Annotated in this window: 11 protein-coding genes; all 11 read right to left on the reverse strand. The window is 58.0% G+C overall.

Annotated features, from left to right (window positions below):
• A partial coding sequence (locus HMPREF2919_RS05295; protein ID WP_070666663.1) for a hypothetical protein occupies window positions 1-2167 on the reverse strand: 2167 nt, incomplete at its 3' end.
• Entirely contained in the window at window positions 2160-5075 is a 2916-nt protein-coding gene (locus tag HMPREF2919_RS05300) for an endonuclease (RefSeq protein ID WP_070666666.1), read from the reverse strand. The genes HMPREF2919_RS05300 and HMPREF2919_RS05295, both read right to left, overlap by 8 nt.
• 78 nt (window positions 5076-5153) lie before the next feature.
• Window positions 5154-7919: a DUF6493 family protein gene (locus HMPREF2919_RS05305; protein ID WP_070666669.1), complete on the reverse strand. Its 2766-nt coding sequence runs from the start codon at window positions 7917-7919 to the stop codon at window positions 5154-5156.
• A 96-nt stretch (window positions 7920-8015) separates the two neighbouring features.
• Complete coding sequence (locus tag HMPREF2919_RS05310) at window positions 8016-9425, reverse strand: SWIM zinc finger family protein (protein WP_049349690.1); 1410 nt, start codon at window positions 9423-9425, stop codon at window positions 8016-8018.
• A gap of 190 nt (window positions 9426-9615) precedes the next feature.
• A complete protein-coding gene (gene secG, locus HMPREF2919_RS05315) occupies window positions 9616-9873 on the reverse strand; it encodes a preprotein translocase subunit SecG (protein WP_012903590.1) in 258 nt (85 codons plus the stop codon).
• 108 nt (window positions 9874-9981) lie between these two features.
• Window positions 9982-10446: a hypothetical protein gene (locus tag HMPREF2919_RS05320; protein ID WP_049349692.1), complete on the reverse strand. Its 465-nt coding sequence runs from the start codon at window positions 10444-10446 to the stop codon at window positions 9982-9984.
• A 226-nt stretch (window positions 10447-10672) separates the two neighbouring features.
• Entirely contained in the window at window positions 10673-11449 is a 777-nt protein-coding gene (tpiA, locus tag HMPREF2919_RS05325) for a triose-phosphate isomerase (protein ID WP_005509126.1), read from the reverse strand.
• Between the two features lie 244 nt (window positions 11450-11693).
• Window positions 11694-12296: a G-protein coupled receptor family protein gene (locus HMPREF2919_RS05330; protein ID WP_049349694.1), complete on the reverse strand. Its 603-nt coding sequence runs from the start codon at window positions 12294-12296 to the stop codon at window positions 11694-11696.
• A 68-nt stretch (window positions 12297-12364) separates the two neighbouring features.
• A complete protein-coding gene (locus tag HMPREF2919_RS05335) occupies window positions 12365-13246 on the reverse strand; it encodes a DUF6318 family protein (RefSeq protein WP_049349696.1) in 882 nt (293 codons plus the stop codon).
• 2 nt (window positions 13247-13248) lie between these two features.
• Window positions 13249-13848, reverse strand: coding sequence for a DUF6318 family protein (locus tag HMPREF2919_RS05340; protein WP_049349697.1), 600 nt, complete (start codon window positions 13846-13848; stop codon window positions 13249-13251).
• Between the two features lie 25 nt (window positions 13849-13873).
• The gene (locus HMPREF2919_RS05345; RefSeq protein WP_246824052.1) at window positions 13874-20758 is read right to left on the reverse strand and encodes a DUF6531 domain-containing protein; all 6885 of its coding nucleotides are present in this window, start codon (window positions 20756-20758) and stop codon (window positions 13874-13876) included.
• Window positions 20759-20985 lie beyond the last annotated feature (227 nt).

The raw sequence follows: 20985 nt of genomic DNA on the forward strand, positions 1-20985 counted from the left end.
CCTTCGTCAGCTCACCGACCATCGGCAGCAGCAGGCGCAGAACCTGCAGCACACGCCAACCCGCCAGCGGACTAATAGCCGACACCTCACGCAGGGTCGCCACCAGGCGGTTCGGAAGAACCATCCCGTCCTCCAGAGCCCACTTCAGGGTCTCCGCGAAGGTGGATACATCCAGCAGGCCCGCCTCAAAGAGTGCCGCAATGGCCTCTGCCGCCGCCAGACGGTACTCGGGGTTCTTCGCGCTCGCCACAGAAGCCCACGCCAGGAAGTTATACGATGGCACACCCAGAGCACGCTCCGCCGCACCGAGCGTCTGCATAACCTCCTCAAAACCGTGAAGACGAGAGAACTGATACACGCTCAGCAGCGGCTTATACTGCGCCGCCAGAAGGTCCGGGTTGTGGCGCATCGCCCAGGCGTACCAGCCGCATACTAGGGCAACAGACGGCACCTCGGTATGTTCCAGGGAACGCCCCGGATACTCCGCACAGGCACCAGCCACCGCGTATGCCGCCGCCGTGAACGTGCTCCACTCCGTGGCTGGCTCCTCCCCCGGCACCTGCCACAGCTCATAGGTAGAATCATTCACCTCATACTCGCCGTGCAGAACCTTCGGAAGCGCCTCACGGTACGACTTGAGACGAATCACCGTACGCTCAAAAGAACGCTCCACCGCAGGTAGCGGCTCAGCCAGCAGAGGCGCAAAGCCCTGCCCAGCCGCGCCCTCGCTACTATAGGGCTGATCCCCGAACGCAACGCGAAGCTGCTCGTGGAACAGCGCCGTCGGCGACCGGTACGCCCAATATTCGCTACCCTTGCGTGGGTACCCCTTGAAGTGAAAATCAGCACCCTGAAAACGACCCGTGTGCTCGGTGAGTGCTGCCTGCGGGTCAGGGTCTGCGGCGTGCACATGCTGGACCAGCAGCCGGTAGGCGAGGTAGCGCAATTGGTCGCAAACGTCATGCCAGGTACGGCTCAGGTAGCGGCGCAGATGCTTCTGAAAAGCGGGACTGAACTCAATGATTCGCCCCTCCTGATGCGCCCGGTGCAGGTAGCTCAGCAACGCCGGGATGCGGCGGACAGACTGCTCCCTCTCGTTGAGGTGGTAGAGGGCGAACAGCAGCTCTTCGCAGTCCCGGTCATTGCGAATAGCATCCCGGGTAGCTTCGGAGGCGCGCCCAGCCTGAGGCGCCGCGTTGAGGGCGGCGTTCACCTCCGAGGCTGAGAGCCCAAGGGCAGGGACATCCGGGATCTGCACGCTACAGGGCGGCTGATCTGTTGCAGGCTGGGTGGAAGCGGGCTGAGCCGAGCCAGGCTGAATCGAACTAGGCTGTGCAGGCGCAGTGTCAGGGCACAGCTTCTGGGCGCGATCGCGCAGCTCTAGAGGAAGAACCTCCACAGCATCCTGCGCGTAAGCAGACACCTCCCCGGTACGTTCCGGCACCACCCGAACACTCAACTCAAGCACCTTCAAACCGGCAGTCATCAGCTTCTTCTCACGCCGGAACAGCAGCTGCGCGGCGGCAGGTAGCGCCTCCGCCACCAGGGCTTGAAGCTCACCAGCAGTCAGCGGCACCTGACCGGCAGGGGCAGAACCGCCAGACGGCGCGCAGACCTGCAGAACACTCTGCAGCATCTGCGCGCCCACAGTAGCCGTGGTCGCCACCGGCGAAGCCAACAACGCCGGAATCAGCGCACCGTGCCGAGCATAGGATTGCGCCTGAGCCGCCAAAGCCTGCTTACGTTCAGCACCGCGCAGCCCCTTCGGAACCGCCGTCAGAGCCTCAAAGGAACGCGAGAAAACGCGGGCGTTCTGCGGCGCATAATCACGCAGCAACGCCTGAACGCACTCCTGCTCAATCCGGGCTCGATACTGCGGAAAATGCTCCGCCAAATACACCAGCAAATCATGACCGCAAATAGTCAGCTGCGCATCATAAATAAACCAGAGTGCTAGACCATTCGAGGGCATGGCGCCCTCCACGGTAAACAGCGCCCAGATTTTTTCCCAGTGTTCCGGATGCTCCCTGAAAAACTCGGCAATCACCTCATCATCCATAGAGCGCATGGAACGACCCGGCACAATGCGCCACAGGAACTCCTGCAGGTATTCAGCGCTCCACGCAGGCGCCGCAGGATGCACGCTTTCAGGCACAGGATTAGGCACCGTTCTCCCCCAGTAGCGCGAGCGCTGCCTCGCGGGCGGCAAGCGCCTCCTCCGTCTTGCGGGCAGGCATGGCAGCCAGGGCGCGTAGTGCTTTCGCCAGCACGGTAGAGCCCTTCATCTTCGGCTCCAGGACGGCGGGAATCTCAACCGGCGTGCCGTACAGTTCGGCAAGCTCCACCGCCAGGCGCACATAGTCGCCGCCCTTCGTCAGCTCACCGACCATCGGCAGCAGCAGACGCAGAACCTGCAGCACACGCCAACCCGCCAGAACACCGATACCCGACACCTCACGCAGGGTCGCCACCAGGCGGTTCGGAAGAACCATCCCGTCCTCCAGAGCCCACTTCAGGGTCTCTGCGAAGGTTGACGCATCCAGCAGGCCCGCCTCAAAGAGCGCCGCAATGGCCTCTGCCGCCGCCAGACGGTACTCAGGATTCTTCGCGCTCGCCACATAGCCGAGCAGAGTGCAGGTCGGGGCGCCCACCTGCACGGTAGACTCCCTCAACGCACGCATGAGTACGGGAACGGGGGTGACGGTCTTCTCCTCAATGCACTGCGAAGCGGCGAACAGGAAGTATGCAGAGAGCAGGTCCGGGTTGTTCTGAAGTAGCCAGGAGGACCACTCGGTGAGCACGATAATATAGTCGCCCCGCCACCCATCGACGCTATCGAGATTCAGCAAATATACGAAGGGAATGAACGCGGTGTTAAGAGCTTCGTAGGCGATAGCCTCCTCGGGACTCATGCCAGCGGTTGCGTGGCTCAGCGCCTCGCGTGCCTCATCTACGGTATCCACGATGTCGCCCTTGACCTGCCACATGGGCTGGTACTTCACGAATTCCTCAACGTTAAAGTTTTCGAAGCCTGCCTCGCGGAGACGACCCGACCTGCTGGCCTCCTGGTATTCCCAGACTCGATCATTGTCGAGACCGCGGTTGAAGCCGCTCCAGGGCATATCCATGCCAGAAACAGTGCGATAAGTCCAGTCGCTGTAGGTCAGCTGACGGGCGGGTAGCGGGGCGCTCAGCAGACGCACCGTGCGTCCTTCCGTGTGGTACTCTCCCCCGGCGGCGACGGCACGCATCTGCTCACGGAAGATCTCATAGAGGTCGCGGTATCCCTTCAACGGCTTGTAGTCAGCATTCCAGAGATGGTGTTTATTCTGAATAGTCAGACGTATCATCTCTTCCTTGCTCAGGAGCGCGTTACTCGGGCGAGCTCGTGCAACCATCTCACTACGGTCGGAATACTGCAGGAGCGGCGTCAGCTCGGATAGCTCCCAGGAATTGCATCCCATGGCCTCGGCGTTAGTATCCAACACGGCGCACAGCGCAGGCATACACGCGACGTTGTTGTAGTAATATTCGCTGGAAATCTTGCGCAGGGTACGAAGCTGCTGCTGATCCGCCGGTGCCAGCTTGTCGGTCGCCGCAAAGTGGTAAAGACGAGCCAGGTTCTCTCCCCTCGCAACGGGGAGTTCGGCCCCCACGATTTGACCGAGATGGGCGTTCGATTCCTCGATCAGCAGGGCGCAGAACTCGTTCACGTCCGCGATGGGGGTGAACGGCTCATGGTGCGGGGTGCCGGGCAACAGCACCGGCGGCACCTCTACGGAGGCGCCCGCCGCCTCCGCCTCTTCCGCCTGGGGCAGGCGGTCTTCGGGCAGGCAGGCTTCCGCGGCACCGCGCAGTTCCAGGGGTAGCACCTCGTAGGCTTCGAGGACGCGGTCAGCAACATAGTTGGCGAGCGCCACCTGCTCGGCGGTTTGCGCCTTCTTACGCTTGGCTTTACTCAAACCAGCGTACTGGGTGGCGATGAGCTTGAGCAGGCGCAGGGCGCCGCGCTGAATCTTCTTTTCGGTGCGGTAGAGGTTCGCGCCGAGTGCGTCGATGAGCTGTTCCAGGTCGACCTGTTCGAGGGGCTGCAGATCGGGGGTCTTCTGCAGGGCGGCGGGTGCGCAGGCTTTGAGCACGTTCTGCAGCATGGTCTGAGCGAATCCGACGGAGGCACTGGGCTCTGCGGTGAGGACAGCCATGAGCTGCCCGAAGCGTGCCCGGTTTTCTGCGTCGGTGGGCTGCAGATCGGTGTAGACGGAGTGGAACGCAGCCGAGTTGAATGCGCTGAAATCGCTGGTCAGGCCACGTAGCAGGGCGTCCAGAATCTCGTCGCGAATGTCGAAGTATTCGCCCATGAGGCGGCACAGTTCCGCGCTTTCACCCATGTAGTTGCCGTAGCCCTTGAAGAGCACCCCCTCGGTGCGGAAGACCGCCCAGAACTCCTGGTCGAGCAGGGTCATGTCACGGGTGAAGAAGGTTTTGAGCTGGGCGTGGTTGCTGGCGCTGTCCTTCTTCACGCAGGGCAGGGCCTCGTGCAGGAAAAGGACCAGGTATTCGGGGGCATCGCAGCTCAGATTGCGGGCGCGAAGCAGCGTGTAGCAGGTTTCCCAAATTTTCTTCGAGCGCGCCCAAGAGTTCGGGAGGCCCTCAATAAAACGCAGAATCCACTCCTCGGGGCGTTCAGAAGCGCCGAGCAGGAACGCGTCAATCAGCTGCTGATCCGGGCGCCCTTCCCAGAGAAGGGTGCGCATGGTTCGTCCGGCGGAGCGGTGGTATTCCCACGGGTCACCGTCGGGGGTGCGCACGAGCGCCCCAGCAACGTAGGCGGCAAGCGGGGTGCGGTTAATGTGGTCGCTACCGATCACGCTCTTGGGGGTGAGGGTTCGGGCGAGGGAGGCGCGCTCCTCCTCGGTGGAGCCGCTGATGACGGCGTGGTATTCCTGCACGTCAGTTGATTCTGCCGCCATGAGTGCTTTGAGGGCGGCGCGGCGCTCTTCGAGGGTGCGCTCACCTGCGTTGTGCTCACCGGCGCTGCATTCGTTAGGGTTATGCGGCTGGGCGGTATCAGTCATTGGTACCTGCTTTCAGAGTTGATGGTGAATGGTTGTGAAGAGTTGAACGGAAGTGTTGAACGGGGACCGGTTGAACGGTTAGCCCTGCACCTGGTTGAGGATATTCCGGGCGTACCGCGCCTTCTGCGAAGAACCAGTCAGCGTACCCAACCAGGCACGCAGCGACTCATCCACGAGCTCCGCACGGGTGGCAGGGTCGAGAGTCGCCAGCGCCTGGCTGAAAGCACCCAGTAGCTTGCCGAGCGAGTTCGCCCCGGTATCCAGGTGCGGTATGAGGCGCGCGAAGAAGCGCACCGCCGCCCGTGCATCCAGCTGGGCGAAGTCGGTGAGGGCGAGCGCCCAACGGTTCAGCATCGCCAGCGGCACAAAGTTCACGAAGCCTGCGGTGGCATCCTCAAGGCTGAGCTGGTCGTCCAGCACGCGGTGCATGATTTCCACGGCGAGGGAACGAATCTCAACGCGCTGCTCCGAGAAGCCCGCGGCAAACACGAAGGCGCATGCGGGACCCCATGCGCCGGGGTGCGCCGCCAAAGCCAAATACAGGCTCCGGTCGAAGGCGCTGTGATCCAAGATGTACCAGTTGCTACTAGCGCAGTAGAAAGCCAGCGGTTCTGCCCGTGAGGGATAGAGCAGGGCGTACTGTCCTTCTTCGCTGTGGTGGGCGGTGGCGAGGCCGCGGAAAGCGTTCAGCTCGGGGGTGGATGCGCCGTGCGCCACCCCGTTCAGCTGAAGGCCCCAGCTTTTTTCCCGCTGGGCTACCGTGATGGATTCCAGGTAGGGGTTGATGCGCCCGGTGGCGAGGGTGCCGTCGAGGGCGGAGCGGAGCACGCGAATCTGTGTAGGAGCAGAGCGCGGAGCGTCCTCCTGAGCGTTCTTCACGTATTGCTCTTCGAGGCTTTCAAGCAGGGTCAGCGCCTCATCCCGGCGGTGCTCAGCATCCTGTCGCTGCTCGTCGGTAGCGTACGGAGGCAGCACCTCCGGCACGCGCACACGCAGTAGCGCCGCCGTGAAATCCTGACGCAGGATGGGGGCTCCATCAGCCAGGTTCTTGGCGTACCGGCGCACCAGGGTATCCGGATGCACCCACCCGCCGAACAGTTCGGAGGTGGCGAGCGGCGTGTAGCTCTGCCTGCTCTTCAGCGCGCCGAGGGCGTCCTTGAATCCGGTGCCGAAGAACGCGGCGTGGCGGGAGTACATGTAGTGCAGGTTCGGCACCGTACCGGGGTCTTCCCTCTGGGTCATCTCCGATGCTTTCGGGCGCTCACGTAGCTTCCCGGCGGCGGCTAGAACCGTTATGTGTGCGCGCATGTCGAACCATTCCAGACCCCAGTGGTTCAGCTTTTTCAGGCAGATAGGAACAAGCTGTTCGAGCAGGTTCGGACTCTGCGCGGTGCCGTCGGCGCTGAGCAGGTAGGCGGTGAGCAGTTCCAGTTCCAGCTCGCATCCGGCGTGCGTTTCGGGCTGGTCTGCTTCATTGAGCGTATCGAGGGTGGCGCAGGGCGCGACCTGGTGGTGCAGGAGCGCACGGGCGCGTTCTTGCACGTCAGATGCGGTCACGGGGCGCACGGGGGTGTCCCAGTACCGGTGGATTACGGCGCGGGAGGCGGCGAGCGCCTCCGCGGCGGCGGCCTCAATGTCAGCAGCTTCAGTGAGGGCTGCGTCTTCCGTGCCGCTCCCCCGGCTATTCTCCGGGCTGTACCCATCTTCGAGGAGCGGCGAGCCCTGAATCTGAGCCACAACGAGCGGATCCAGCTGGGAGCGGTAGTCGCGGTAGAGTTCGCGGGCACGCTCAGCGAACACAACAGCGTCGGCGCTCGCATTGTCTGCGGCACCCGCTTGCACCCATTCTTCAAGGTGTTTGAGGGCGGCTGCCTGCACCTGCGCGTGGGTGTGGCTGAGTGCCATAACTACCGCATCTTCGCAGGCGGCAGCGTCGAGGGTGCCCGCACGGTACAGCGCCTGGAGCATGGTTAGGATTTTGAGTGCGTTTGCCTTGGTTCCGGCGCATACGGCGGGTGCCGCGTAGGCGAAGGCGGTGGCATCCAGCGCCTGCGGGTTTTTGGTCCAGAGACGGTGAATATGCTGCACGCCGAGGGTTACGCTCGGGCCGATGGGCGAGGAGAAAAGCGTCAGAAATTCGCTCTGACGTGCCGCGATTTCTTCGGCGGTGAGTTTGAGTCCGGTGACCAGGCGTGAGAACCAGCCAACCCGGTACGCAGGGAAGTCGCTCATGAGGGAGCTCAGGAGCGCATCAATGAGACGGTCACGGCTAATCAGCCCGGTTTCGGTGGCTTCGATGAGGGCGCAGGACCAGCCGGGGCTGTTGACCTTCTGCGCGGGCTTGTAGGAGTCGCGCTGGGTGAGGGATACGTCCCGGTTGCCTTCAACGGCGAGCATGCCCCAGATGAGTTCTTCGCGGAGCTGCTTATCCTCGCGCAGCAACGGGAGGATCAGCTCGCGGTCGCAGTTGATGAGGGCGGTGTAGTATTCCTCGTTGTGTTCGAGGCGCGCCCCGCCGTAGAGCTCAGCTAGGCGCATCGCAACGCTTCCGGTGAACCAGCCGAACTCTGCGTAGGCTTTGACGCGGTCCTGTGTAACGGTTCCAGGCGTGTTTTTACCGAGCTGGGAGCCGTAGGGGGTGGTGACAATGTCGAAGTACTGCCAGCGGCGGTAAATCTGTTCGAGGGTGCCGCCGACCGCCAAAATGTTGGCGAGGTTGCGGTTGAAGTGCATGATGTCGCTCCAGGTTTTCTGTTGCCTGAGGAGCGGGTAAATGACTTCACCGGGGAGCGGCTCGGTGATAACACCTTCGGGGAAGGTGTGCGTTTCGGGGCGTTTGCTCATGGTGGTCTTTCGGAAGGAAGCTGAAAGGAACTCTCGCGGCAGAAATTGTGCGGCTCAGATTTTCGCCGCAAGAGTTTAGCGCGGTACGTGGTGTGTCTAGCCGGCGGCGTGTTCGCGGTAGAGAATACTGACCGCCAGTGCGTGCTTGCAGGGGCCGCGCGTACCGCGGTACTTCAACCACCAGGGGCAGGAACAGAGGTACCCCTCCACGGCGTACGGGTCGGCGGGCAGCACCACGGTGTACGTGTTCGCGCCGCTGCGCACACTGTACTCGCCGGTGCCGTGCTCCCCCGCCCCGACCCGCTCAATAGCGCCGGAGTCGGCAAGCTTTTTCGCGCCGACCAGGCGCGGGTGCATGGCGGTCAGCGCCTCCGGATGCACGGGCAGCGGGCGGTGGAAATACTCGCCAGCATGCGCGTCAAAACCAACCTGACCGGAGGAAGCCAGGAGGGCGAGGGCGTCACGGGTTGCCGCCTCATCCAGTCCAGCGCGGGCAGACATGACGGGCACGTCAATGCGCGGCTCGAAGGAGAGCAGCACGCTGAGCATGTCGGCGTTCTGGGCGGTATTCGGGTTAGACAGCGCCTGCAGCACGGATCCCTCACCGGAGAACCCGCGTGACTTTTCGGGGCTCAGACCAATGCTCAGGCGCGCGCCGGGCAGGTGCGCCACCCACACGCTGGGCACGGGCGCGTTACCGGCGGTCACGGGCTCACTGTAGGCGTCCAGGCGCTGAATGTGGCGGATGAGCGGCTCAAGCACGCGCAGACGCTCGGGGCCCGCCACGCATACGGATCCGGCGGTGGCGCGGGTGGCGAGGCGCAGGGACCGCACGGCACGGGTTGCCCACAGGACCGCCTTGGTGCTGGAGTTGCGCGGCAGGGAGTGGATGAAGGTTCGGGCGGCGGCAGCGTCCAGGCTGTGCACGGGGCTCATGCGGGATGAGAGCATCTGCGTTTCTGCAAAGCCTTTGAGCCAGCGGATGGGTAGCGGCACTTTTTCTTCCATGACGGAGCCGTCAAGGGTGGTGGTGAGTAGCCCGTCGTCGCCGACGTTCAGGTGGATGGGCTCCCCTGCCCTGAGGGAGGCGAGCGCGGCGCGCAGGGGCGGGTTGACGTCTACGTTGGTGACGCCTACGGCACTGTGGCTGGCGTCAAGTGCGCTGGAGTCAACGTCAAGGCGCGCATACACTCCGCAGCAGGCGCTGAACGATTCGAAGCGCAGGCCTTCGGCGGTGCTGGTGACGACGGGGTCTGCGGCGCGTAGGGCTCCGGCGAGGGAGCTGGGCGGCACGTAGAAGCGGGTGCGGGCGACCCTGGCGACGACCAGTAATGCGGTGGCGTAGACGTCTGCTCGTTCGAGGAACCCGGAGAAGAAGTACGGGTGGGAGGCGGCACCTTCAGGGGTGCTGCCGCCGCTGGTGGCGAGGCTGAGCGCGCGGGAGTCGGCGCCGTCGATGAGGGCTGACGGGGCGGTGTACGTGTAGTCGAGGGTGTAGGCGCTCATGGCTTCTTTGCCTTTCGTATGTGGTGTATATGTCCTATCATGCCGTAAAGATTCGCGCCCCGCTACCGCTTTCGTCATTGCCGTTTGGTGCATAAAAAATCCCCGGCATTCTCGGTTGAGAAGTGCCGGGGAGAAGCTCTATTGGCTCACCCTCGGTGGGGTGGGCGTGGGCTCTGATGAGAGGCTCTGACTAGACCACAATCTGGCCGTTGAAGCGCAGGGCCAGGCCGTACAGGACCACTGCGATAACCCAGATGACGATTACGGTCACGGTCAGGCGAATCAGGTTCTTCGACGCCATACCGGAGGAGTTCAGGGAGTTGGTCATACCGCCACCGAACATGTCGGAGAGGCCGCCGCCCTGACCGCGGTTGAGCAGCACAAGCATCACTGCGATCACGCTGGTGATGGCAATGATGACCATGAGTACGTTCATGATGACGTCCATGGGGACCTTCCTTCGTTGTCTTCTGGTGGGGTGCCTGGGCTGCGGGGCGCAGACAGACGGGTTTAACTATACGCTACAGCCGCCATTCGGTCACGTTGAGGCGGCTTTTTACGCGGCGCGGTTGGTGCGGCGCTGGTACTCGCTGGGGGTCAGCTGCAGGGCCGCGGGCCGGTCGGTGAGCACGCGCTGGGCGGTGAGCTCATCGCCCTCAGTGTCGTAGGCGCGCACGTACCCGCCGTCGATGAGGTAGTAGGTGAACTGCTGCGCGGCTGCCCAGTAGGCGCCTCCTCCGGCGTAGAAGCCCTGGTCAACCCAGTCGCGCAGGGTGAGGGTCACGGGGATTTCCGGTGAGGAGGTACGGCTGTAGAGCTGGTCGAGGAATGCTTCTCGGCGGCTCTCGAAGTACTGGTATTCGGGCGAGGGTTCCTGGTATTCTGCGCCGCCTGCGTAGCCGATGTTGCCGCCGTCATTGCCGGGTAGGCGCGGGGCACTCACTTTGCGGTTGCGCAGGTAGCTGTAGAGGATCATGCCGACGAGGGCTGCGACGACCAGAGAAAAACCAAAGCTGAACATGCCGTTAAGTGTACGGGGCGAACCGCGGGGTCGGCGTATTCTGGGCGGGTTTTGCGGTTAGGGGCGAACGCGCCCGGCTCTTACACCTGAGTCATACACCAGCCTTCCTACGCTCGTCTCTTGCCCCCCGCCGCTAACTCGGTGGCGGTTTAATGGTTCAGCGCCCGGTCGGGTGGGTACCCGCCGGGCGCTGTAACGCTATGAGACGCTGTGGTGCGTCGGGGTTTTATGCGTCGAAGCGTGCGATTGCTGCGAATTCGTCAGCCTGCAGGGATGCGCCACCGACGAGCACGCCGTCCACGTCTTCCTTGCCCATGATGGAGGGTGCGGAGGAGGACTTGACGGAGCCGCCGTAGAGAACGCGGACCTTCTCTGCAACGTCTGCGGAGTAGAGCTTAGCGATTTCTGCGCGGATTGCTGCGGACATTTCCTGTGCGTCGTCTGCGGTTGCGACCTTGCCGGTGCCGATTGCCCAGACGGGCTCGTATGCGATGACGAGGGTTTCTGCCTGCTCTGCGGTCAGACCTGCGATGGAGCCGCGCAGCTGCTCGAGGGTGTACTCGACGTGGGTGCCTGCTTCGCGGATTTCGAGGGGCTCACCGACGCAGAGGACGGGGGTCAGGCCGTGCTTGTATGCTGCCTGGACCTTTGCCGCGCACAGCTCGTCGCTTTCGTGGTGGTAGGTGCGGCGCTCGGAGTGGCCGACGAGCACGAAGGTTGCGCCGAGCTTGGAGAGGAATGCGCCGGAGATTTCGCCGGTGTATGCGCCGGAGTCGTGGACGGAGAGGTCCTGGCCGCCGTAGAGGATGTCCAGCTTGTCGCCTTCGACGAGGGTCTGCACGGAGCGGATGTCGGTGAAGGGCGGGAAGACGGCTACTTCGGTTGCGGAGAAGTTGAAGTTTGCGTCGTCGAGGGTCCATGCGAGCTTCTGGACGAGGGTGACTGCCTCTGCGTGGTTGAGGTTCATCTTCCAGTTGCCTGCGATGAGGGGCTTACGCGACATAGTTCGCTCCTTAGCTTTCCCGCGCGGTATGCCGGGCGGGGTTGTTGTTCGGAATTTTCCTTTTCTATTTTAGAGGGTTGGCGGCATATTTTCACTGGTTCGGCGCGGTTTTATGCTGTGCCTTGACTATTCTCACCCCGCGTTCGCTGATTGCGCGGAACCCCGGATACGAAGTACCGGCAGGGTGGAGCTTAGGGGGCTCTACCCTGCCGGTATTCTGCCGGTGATGTTTGTCTACGGTGTGTTAGTAGCCGCCTCGGAGAAGGTACGAGGTGTAGCAGAAAAAGACAATCGTCAAAACAATCACAAGAAGCGCGGTAGCGCGCGCACTTATGGCGAGGGAACGACCCCAAGGCAGCTTTCGGGTAGCGATCTTCTCAACGATGAGCGCCGCAAGAGCACAGTAGGTGAAGCAGACACACAGCAAAACAACAAACGAAATGATGAGAGTAGCCGTTGCTATCGAGGAAGATTCCCAATAGGCGTAGTACATCCAGAGGTAGGGACTATTTGCAATGAAGAAGGCCGTGAATCCGCCGGTGGGGAGGCAGATAAGCGAGTAGAGGCCCATGCGCTTAGGCTCTGCGGGCGCGGGTGCTACCGCCTCGGCGGGAGCCGTGGAGGCGGTGCCTGCTACGGGGTCTTGCGCGGGGCTCTGGAGGGTGGTTGCGGCAGGTGCCGCAGTAGCATCTACCGCGGTGTTTTCTGCAGCGTTGTTCTGCACGGTACTTTCCTGTACAGCATTACTCTGCGCAGTATTCTCCGGCAAGGGGCTACCCTGCACGGTGCTAGCTTGCATGGCGCTATCCTGTGCGGGTGCTCCGGGGTTCTGGGGCGTCTGTTCCATATATCTCCTAGTGTGGTTGGTGTGGTGTGGTTATCGGTGATGTCGTGCGAATACCTGGAAGGCGGGTCTTATACCTCTAGCCCTTCGAGGGAGAATCCCGGAGGGTACAGCGGCGTGGCGTCCTTATCGTCTTCCACCAGCACCCAACGACCGCGCAGGTGCTCCGCGCAAAGGAAAGCGTACTCTTCCTCACCGGTCTTCAAGAACTTATCGATGGGTAGCTTCTCCCCCGTTTGGGGCACGTAGAAGACAGCCTCATCACGAATACGTCGCCTTGCCTGGTATTCGCTGATATTGCGACTGTTTTTTTGGCGTCTACCGATACCGGGAATCGTGACCTGTACACGGTACACGTCCTGATTAGCAATAAGCCAGCCGCGGTTTTCCCGGTAGAGTCGAAGAAGCTCAGGGGAAATAATCTCTTCGGGGTTGATCACTTCAGAGAGCGGTTTGGTATCTCCCGTGTAGTAGAAATAGTTCAGGGCGGCATAAAAGTACGCCTGAAAAATATAGAAACCACCGCGGTTATACTCATTCATTCCCGGCTGCAGAACGGGGTACGGCACATTCTGGGCTGCATGCTCTTCAGTGGCGGGCACGTACCTTCCGCTGCGTTCGTAGGCGGTGTACACCATAAACCCCGCTGCGCTTCCACGGTCTACGTAACCAGCGTCAAACTTCTCTTCAGGTTCTAGAGCGATTAGTGCCCTATCTCGCTTGAGAAGACGAACTTCTTGCTTTTCCTCATTGGTGGCGAGGATACCGGCCTGTCGACCAACGAAGAGAGCGCCGAGGACTCCCACGCCCCCTATTGCGAGGGTACGACGAGAAAAACGGGGCTTTCGCGGCTCCGACTGATGAGCAAGTAGCTGACCAGAAGATACCGGATGAGCTTCCTGGGAGGAGTTCTGCTGGGCGCTCGTCTCCTGCTCCTTACGTTGGGGCTCCATTGTTATGCCTCCTTTTCGGGAATGAAGTGAATATCCCACCCGGGATCGAGGAAACGCGAGCGCAAGGTACCGTAGATTGCTCCGTCGCGAAGGAGTCCGCGCGTGTCGAATTCGGCGATGGGCTGTAGCTGCCCGGCATCTTTCCGGAAAACTTTTGCTTCGGGAAGGATGTCGAATTTGACGTTCCAGTCGAAGATTTTTTGTTCTTCGTTGTGGATGCGCGGTTGTGCTTCGAGAATGTGCATGGTCAAGATTTGTTGGTTGGGGGTGATGACCCACCCTTTTCCGTCGTCAAAGATATCTTGGATGGCGGGAAAGAATAGTTCTTCGGCGGTCATTGCATATTCGAGGCGACGCGAATCGGATGCCAAAAGCATATAGTTTTGGCATTGATAATAATAGATATTATAGAATTCCAAATCAGCGGACGTTAGAAATTTAGTAAACGTATAGCTGTAGTCTGGCGGCGGCGCAGAATATGCAGGGTGCTGTTGGTCTGCCGGGGTATAAATTCCAATCATGTCAGTATCGACAAGATGGTATGCTCCCCTATAGTCCTCTTGGTTGAAGAATTTTTTAGTCCACTCCGGGTCGACAGTCATTTCCTCTCCTTCCTAAAACATATCTTTATCCCCGAAGGGCTTCTCGTATCACACGATCGAAACGAGTACTCTTAGAAGTATTTCTACCGGTATATAGTCCAGTTCCTTCTTCTACTCCTTGCGCTTCTTGTTGTGCACTGTACGCCTGTGCATCGATATCAACGCCTTCATCATCACCGTAGCCACTAGCAACATAACGCTGAGTAGCATCGACATAAATATCCATACCGTGAGAATCCATGCCCCCACTAGCTTTATCACTTTCAACGACATGTACACGATTTGCGGGCTCGCCGTATTGCTTTCCAGGTGTTAGGCCAGGAACCACATCATTCTCGTTCACAACAGCCACATAGTTAAAGTGATGGTCAAGATCATCTCGTTGTCCCTCAAGATTGCTGGTCGGTGCACCGTAGGTTACAACATTAGATACCTTATATTTACTATTAAATTCCTTATTATTGGCAAGTGAATACGCCACAGCACCACCCTGAGAATGTCCAACCATTACAACACGATCCACATCATCCAGTTCTGCCTTACGCATTGCTTCTTCCACCATTCGATGATACGGCGACAAATCATTAACAGGTTTATCAGAGATATTACCAGCCAGACCAAGATTATTTCCTATAGAGCCAATCTCACCATCTTTTACCGGAATATCAAAATCGGTGCCGGGAATATAAACATATGCTACCTTCTCCTTCGAACCATCAGGCTTCTTCCCGTCATAAACGTCAATTTGAACGGCTGAGTACCCTGCGTTTCCTTGAGAATTCTCCATGTCTTTAACATGTTTATTGTCATTAACTGAATTCATGCGTTGCGCCACTTGATGAATATTTTGCGGAGGAACAGGAGGAATATCCCCACTATGCCCATGTTGCCGCTGAACATTCAAATCCTCAATCTTTGGATCTTTATTAATGTAATTATAAAATCCAAAGAGGGAATATGGTGAATAATAATTCATCCCCAATATAAACAGCATTGGGCCACCAGCATTATACTTTAGCGCGTTAATAATCTCAGATGTATCATGATTTTTCTTCTCTGTTTTTCGAACCTGATAGTCCCTAAACTCCCTCACCGACATCGGACGCAAACCCCACGGGTCAGCTAGAGAAATAGGGTTCCAGCCCGCAAAAGAGTTCACATCCGTACCGTGCACAATACCCGGCACCGAGCTCAAGGCATCGGTGGACACAAAACGGCGCACGCCAGCATCAGCCACACGGAAACCCATGAAATCAAGACCAGCAACATTGACTGAGGAAGCTGCCGGACCAGCACTAACCGTGCCAAGACCAGGAACAGCAGGAACAGCAGCTACGTCACTTTCCCACGGGTTAGAAGACATAGACCAGCCCAAGCCATAGCCCAGTTCCTCTTCAGAAGACATATTCTCCAGCACAGAACCTGCACTCATTCCACCCACACCCAGCACCATAGGTACGGATGAGACAGCGTCCCACATCAAAGGCATAGATGCATTGGGGACATCAACCGTAGTATTAGCATGCACGGAGGCAAGCTCACCAGTCATATCATGGTGTAGCTCCCACTCTTCACTGTCCCAGCGAATAGCATTCACCTGTCCCATGGCATCCCATCCAAGGGTACGCTCACTGCGCTGTCCAGTCAGCTCGTCCGTGGTCACCTCACGGACGCGCTCGCCGGCAGCGTTATAGAAATATTCAGTTCGAGAACGATTCTGCACAGTCCCATCGGCACCATACTGCACCTCAGAAACAGCGCTGAGTAGACCAATTGAATTATGGCTGAAGGCGCGTTCCTGCAACAGGGCGTTATTTCCCTGCTCACAATTGTGCTTATACAATGCCTCGGCGACCATCATGCCGTTTTCGTAGGTCCAGGTTCGTTCCTGAGTACCGTCCGATACAGAGATGAGAGCACCAGAAGCATCATAGCGATACTTCATAGTGTGTGCCTCAGACTTATTTCCTGCGTCTTCAAGCGTGCAAACAGCAACCTGAGAAGAAGCGTTACGTTGCACATGAGCAACAAACGTACTTACAGGTGCAGTACCAGTTCCCAACTCACCGGTACCGGTACGCTCTACCTTGTATCCGACGGGAATATTCTTGGCAGGATCGAGTTCCCACACTGCATGACTATCATCTGTACGCACCGAAGTTAGGGAACCACACGGAGCATGGGTAAATTCCATCTCCCTGGTACGAGCGAAGGCGTCCTTGGACTGGGTATGGCGCACTCGTCCGGCTCCGTCACGCATCCAGTGGACCGAACCGTACGGGTTGCTACTCATTGCCAGAACGCCGTCAGCGTCGTAGGTATAGTTCAGCGTGTACTCACCGCGCTGCTTAAACGCTTGCAAGGCATGGAGAGTACGCTGGTTCGCGTCCGGGGCACGAAGAATACCCGTGGTGTGATCAGCAATAGATACCGTACTTGAAATGCGCTTCATGTTCATATCACCATGGGGTACGCGAGTACGGCTCATCAACCTGCCAGATGCAGAGTACTCATAAATATGCTCTGCCTTTGCATCATTTACCGAAACCTTCAACGTGCCCTGCTGAGAGCCACGTCCATTCATCAAGGAATATTCAAAAGTTCCCTGGAGTTCACCGTTAACAGTGACCGAACGGAGCACACCCCCGCGAGCGTAATCGTACTCAAACGAACGGATACGTTCACCGTCATTCATACTAAGAAGACGTCCTGCAGCATCGTAGGAGAAAGTACGCACGAGAGAATCTGCCGCGCTTTCAACCGTAAAACTTGTGCCCGAGCGTTCTTCACGCAGAAGACGGCCCGCCGCGTCCCATTCATAGCTCGTTACGATACCCGCAGGCGTAATCCAGCGCAGAGGACGTGCGAGCGCGTCATACTCACAACGGGAGGTACCACCCAAAGCGTCATCAACGCCAACAAGGCGACCTGCCGCATCGTATGAGAAAGAACGAGTACCTTCAACACTATCTTCAATATGTGCAATAAGTCCACGTGAAGTGTAGCTGTAGCAGGTGACCTTCTCCCCCGTATCTTCTTTAATGCGTCGGCCAGCAGCATCGTAGGTGTACTGCACAAGACGCAACGAGGCAGTTGAAGCATCTGCAGAATCCCTAATGGTCTTCTCCAACAGGCGACCTGCAGCATCATAGGTAAAGATAGTTTCCAAGTAACCTTCGTCAGTATCGAGCTCGCTCGTTTTCTTGAGGGCTTTCTGGCTGGTACAACGGCCCGCCACGTCATATTCAAAGAAAGTCTCTCGACCAGCTGCACTGATGCTACGACTCATACGTCCCTGAGCATCGTACTCGAAGCTAATTGCCCCTCCATCGGCAGAGCTAATCTGAGCAATCTGACCGTGAGTGTTATATCCAGCCTGTGCAGAACTATCAGAGGAAGAGTTGAGAAGGATAGAGGCATCCGGAATATTCAATTTAGGAACGGGCACCCCAAAGAGAGCCGCCATATCCTGGCGGTTCTCAAACATCGTCATAACAGACGGAAGATGAGCAGCAGTAAGGGCGCTATCGCCTCGCGATACGTTATCGAGGGAACCCAAAATAGTGGGAACACGAAGTTCCGGCTGCACCAAGCTCCACGACGCCCAAGGACCCGCAGGACGCTCAGAAGGCTGCTTACCTGCTGAAGCAAGCCCCGCAAGAGAAGAGTTAGAGCGCAAAGACCCAGCGGGACCCAGCCCCGGTACCATAGTCATCAGAGAATTTGATGCAGAGACAACTCGTCCCAGGGCATCGGTTACAACGGCGTAGTTACCAGGCGCGCCCTCAACTCGCATTGAATACTCACCGTGAGAGCGCGAGTGGGTAATGCTCAAAGCTACACCAGTAGCGTCCACCATGCGACTCAGGTCGCCAGTTAGAGAATATTCGTACTCGGTACGAGCCCCGCAGGGGTCAATGATAGCGACGAGCTGCGAAAGTTCGTCGTATTCATAATGGGTCTTGGCTTCTGCGGCATCAGTCATGGAGATAACGTTGCCCCAGGTGTCGCGTTCGACGCTGGTTCGGTTACCCATAGGGTCAATCACAGCGCTTAGGTGACCAGCTGAGTATTCAAAAGTAGTGATGTTACCTTCAGGGTCGGTCAGCGCTGTCAAGTGCTGCTCGGAGTTCGGCGTAGCGTTCTGAGCTGCTTCTGCATAAGACAAACCCCAACGAGCACCCATCGCGTCGACCACCGTGCTGAGTCGTCCACTCGCATCCCACTCAAAATACTGGGTATTGCCGAGAGGATTAGTTACTGAGCTCAGGTTACCAGCAGCATCATACGAATACTGCGTTTGCGCACCACTAGAGTCCGTGGAGCTCAGAAGCTGCCCACGGTCATTGTAGGTAAAGTGCTGCTTGAATCCTGATTCATCAGCGACGGCGGTGCAATGGCCGGCATTGTCCCATTCAAGATAAGTTGTATCGCCTCCGTTACGGGTAATAGTCAGGGGATTAGGGTCCAGCGGGTTCTGGGAGTAGGTATAGCGTGTTTCGGTGAGGGTGCCTGCACGCCGATTCTTATTCATAATTCGGTGGGCAATCATACGGTCGTACTCATCCCACGTATAACGGTGGACTGCACTTTCCGGAGTATTTTCCGAGACAAGGCGAGCGCGTTCATCGTAGCTACGATGAGTCACAGATCCGTCACGCTCACAGATGTAGGTGCGGTAACCGTAGGAGTTGTATCGCATGGACTGGCGACTTCCGTCGCCAGCCACGAGGGAAACAATCTGACCGTGTTCGTTTGATCGCCAAATATTAGCGTGCTCACCGGTTCCGGAATCTTCAATCACGGTCATTAGACCGTGCTCATAGCGGTAGCTAATATTTCGACCGTGCTCAGTTTTCTGGGCTACGATGCGGCCATCAGCGTCATAGCTATTCTCAACCTCGCAATATCCCGTTTCATTCCAGACACGGTGGATAAGGTTATCCTCCGTCTGTTCATAACGGCGGATACCATCAGGTCGCTGAACTTCACAAAGTACGCCAGCAGAATTGTAAATATAGCGCACATCGTTCAGCTGGCTTTCGACCTGTGCTGATGAATGTTCTTCAGAGGAGCCTTCGCTGAAGTTGACGAGAGATGCAGCAGATACAAAATCCTGTGCGTCATAGCTGAAAATAATGCCCTGCGCGCTAAGAGGCTGAATCAAGGCGCTCGGTCGCTGAGCTACGAATTCCCCATCAGCTTTAGCCTTTGGGCCACGGTTGTAAAGAGCAACTACAGCTGAGCTGGGGTGCCCCTCCATGTAAGCAACCAATTCACCCGAAGGAGCGTACAAATAACGGCTACCAGAATGGTTAGTAACAGACCAGTAGTAACTGGGTTCAGACGATTCTGCTACTTCAAAGGATGACGGCAGTAAACGATGGGCAAACTTGACCGCTTTATTCACAGCAGAGTATAGGGCGCGACAAAGGGCCTCTTGTCCTTCGGTATTTTCTTCGAAGGGCGCAGAGGCTGAATCCACGTTATGTGTAGGTGCCACGTCTAGAGCCGACTCGGTTACCTTCTCCAACCAGTAAGGAGCATTGGAAGTTCGTGCATACCCGCTAGCCGAGTTCGTATCACGTTCAAAAACGAGTTCACGGCCATCGGCAGTGTGCCATGAGATGCTGTCTGAGTTTTGCTCAAGTCGGCTATCCAGCATGCTTGACCAGCCCTTACCAAAAGCGCCACGAGGGGTATTCGGGAGGGCAGCGAGAACACTGTTGTAGGTGCGCTCAAGACGCAACACAGGGTTTACATGAGAGCGAAGGTCAACTTCACTTTCAATGAAGTTACCGGTTGCAACGTTCACGGGGTCATTTGCGTAGCCGGATGAGATATTTACACCGGTAATACTCATGCCGGGAACCTGCAGTAGGTGATGCATAGGAATGTCATCATGCATCAGCTCATTCAGAAGGTTCATGTCGAGGCTAATTTGAGCCCTTGCCCCAGGCCCTGAAAGTTCTTCGTGATGTTCAATAGCCGGTTTTTCCAAGTAGCCACGACTTGCGACATCAAACATCGTTTGAGCAAGCTTACCCAGCCAATGGACATCTGCATCGACATCCTCAATCCAGGTATGCAACGCAGCAATCAAAGAGTCAGCGTTAAAAGTTCCCCATGAAGTATTCGAACGGAACTGAGCATAGGTGGATGCAACGCGAAGCTGCGCCTGACCAAGTTCAGCATTCATAGAAAGAGTGACCTGACGATGCTGATACGCATTGTGCGGCACGATAGAAACCGTAGATCCACCAGAAGCAAGCGCAATCTGGGTATTCAAATGCTGAGTACCCTGTGCAGAAGAGTTTGCCTCGGCAAACTGTCCGAGAGCACTTTGAGAAACTCCTGAAGAAACTGAGTTACCCTGAGCACCAGTGAAGGGGTCAGCTACAGGGCGGGGCGTGTAGACCTCAAAATGCGGGGGGTGGGAAGGCATAGGACGAGGGGGAAGCTCAACGAGTTCTTCAGAACTTGGCGTCATCAAATGCCCGGGAGAGAATTCCCTCCCCTTTGATGCTTCAGAAAGCATCTCCTTACGTTGTTTGATCATCTCATTACGTTCGTTGAGCTTCTCCCATTCAGTAATCTCTCGGCGGATGCGTTCTTCCTCGCGGGCAGCACGAATGTAAGTCTCCATATTACGAGCTGCATTGCTAAAGCACTCTTTAAACTCTCGCAACAGCGCAAATGACGAAGCAAGCTTTGCTCTATACACTCGTGCATAGCCACCGGTGAACCCCTCCAGAGCGAGCTGAGCGGCACCACAAGTACCATCGGCGCCATAGCGGGCAGGGAGCTGATGCTCAATTACCTGAGTTAGATGCGTCAAATGCGTTTTGAGAGCCTCAGCGCTCTCAAAGTCAAAAGGAACAGCTTCAGTATTAGCGTGGACGTTACCCATATATTTACTTCCGGAAGTTGATGTGACAGTGAACGAGCTTCCTCGCCCACATTCGTTGCATGTGTGTTCCCTCTCGGTGACAGTGAGAATCACACACCCTTCAAGGTAACACACGCGCCCGCGGCACACGAACTCAGTAGGACGGATTCCACCTCCCTCTACTTCCACCTCCCATAGCCAGCCGCGAAGAGCCCACCGGGAAAGTCCAGCAAGAAACCCCCGCCAGC

The sequence above is a fragment of the Rothia sp. HMSC068E02 genome (genome assembly GCF_001813565.1).
GTDB lineage: Bacteria > Actinomycetota > Actinomycetes > Actinomycetales > Micrococcaceae > Rothia.

Bases quoted from the DNA above. Each gene is read 5' to 3' on its own strand.
- HMPREF2919_RS05300 (WP_070666666.1), bottom strand. From the start codon at position 5,075: ATGACTGATACCGCCCAGCCGCATAACCCTAACGAATGCAGCGCCGGT.
- HMPREF2919_RS05305 (WP_070666669.1), bottom strand. From the start codon at position 7,919: ATGAGCAAACGCCCCGAAACGCACACCTTCCCCGAAGGTGTTATCACC.
- HMPREF2919_RS05310 (WP_049349690.1), bottom strand. From the start codon at position 9,425: ATGAGCGCCTACACCCTCGACTACACGTACACCGCCCCGTCAGCCCTC.
- secG (WP_012903590.1), bottom strand. From the start codon at position 9,873: ATGGACGTCATCATGAACGTACTCATGGTCATCATTGCCATCACCAGC.
- HMPREF2919_RS05320 (WP_049349692.1), bottom strand. From the start codon at position 10,446: ATGTTCAGCTTTGGTTTTTCTCTGGTCGTCGCAGCCCTCGTCGGCATG.
- tpiA (WP_005509126.1), bottom strand. From the start codon at position 11,449: ATGTCGCGTAAGCCCCTCATCGCAGGCAACTGGAAGATGAACCTCAAC.
- HMPREF2919_RS05330 (WP_049349694.1), bottom strand. From the start codon at position 12,296: ATGGAACAGACGCCCCAGAACCCCGGAGCACCCGCACAGGATAGCGCC.
- HMPREF2919_RS05335 (WP_049349696.1), bottom strand. From the start codon at position 13,246: ATGGAGCCCCAACGTAAGGAGCAGGAGACGAGCGCCCAGCAGAACTCC.
- HMPREF2919_RS05340 (WP_049349697.1), bottom strand. From the start codon at position 13,848: ATGACTGTCGACCCGGAGTGGACTAAAAAATTCTTCAACCAAGAGGAC.
- HMPREF2919_RS05345 (WP_246824052.1), bottom strand. From the start codon at position 20,758: ATGGGTAACGTCCACGCTAATACTGAAGCTGTTCCTTTTGACTTTGAG.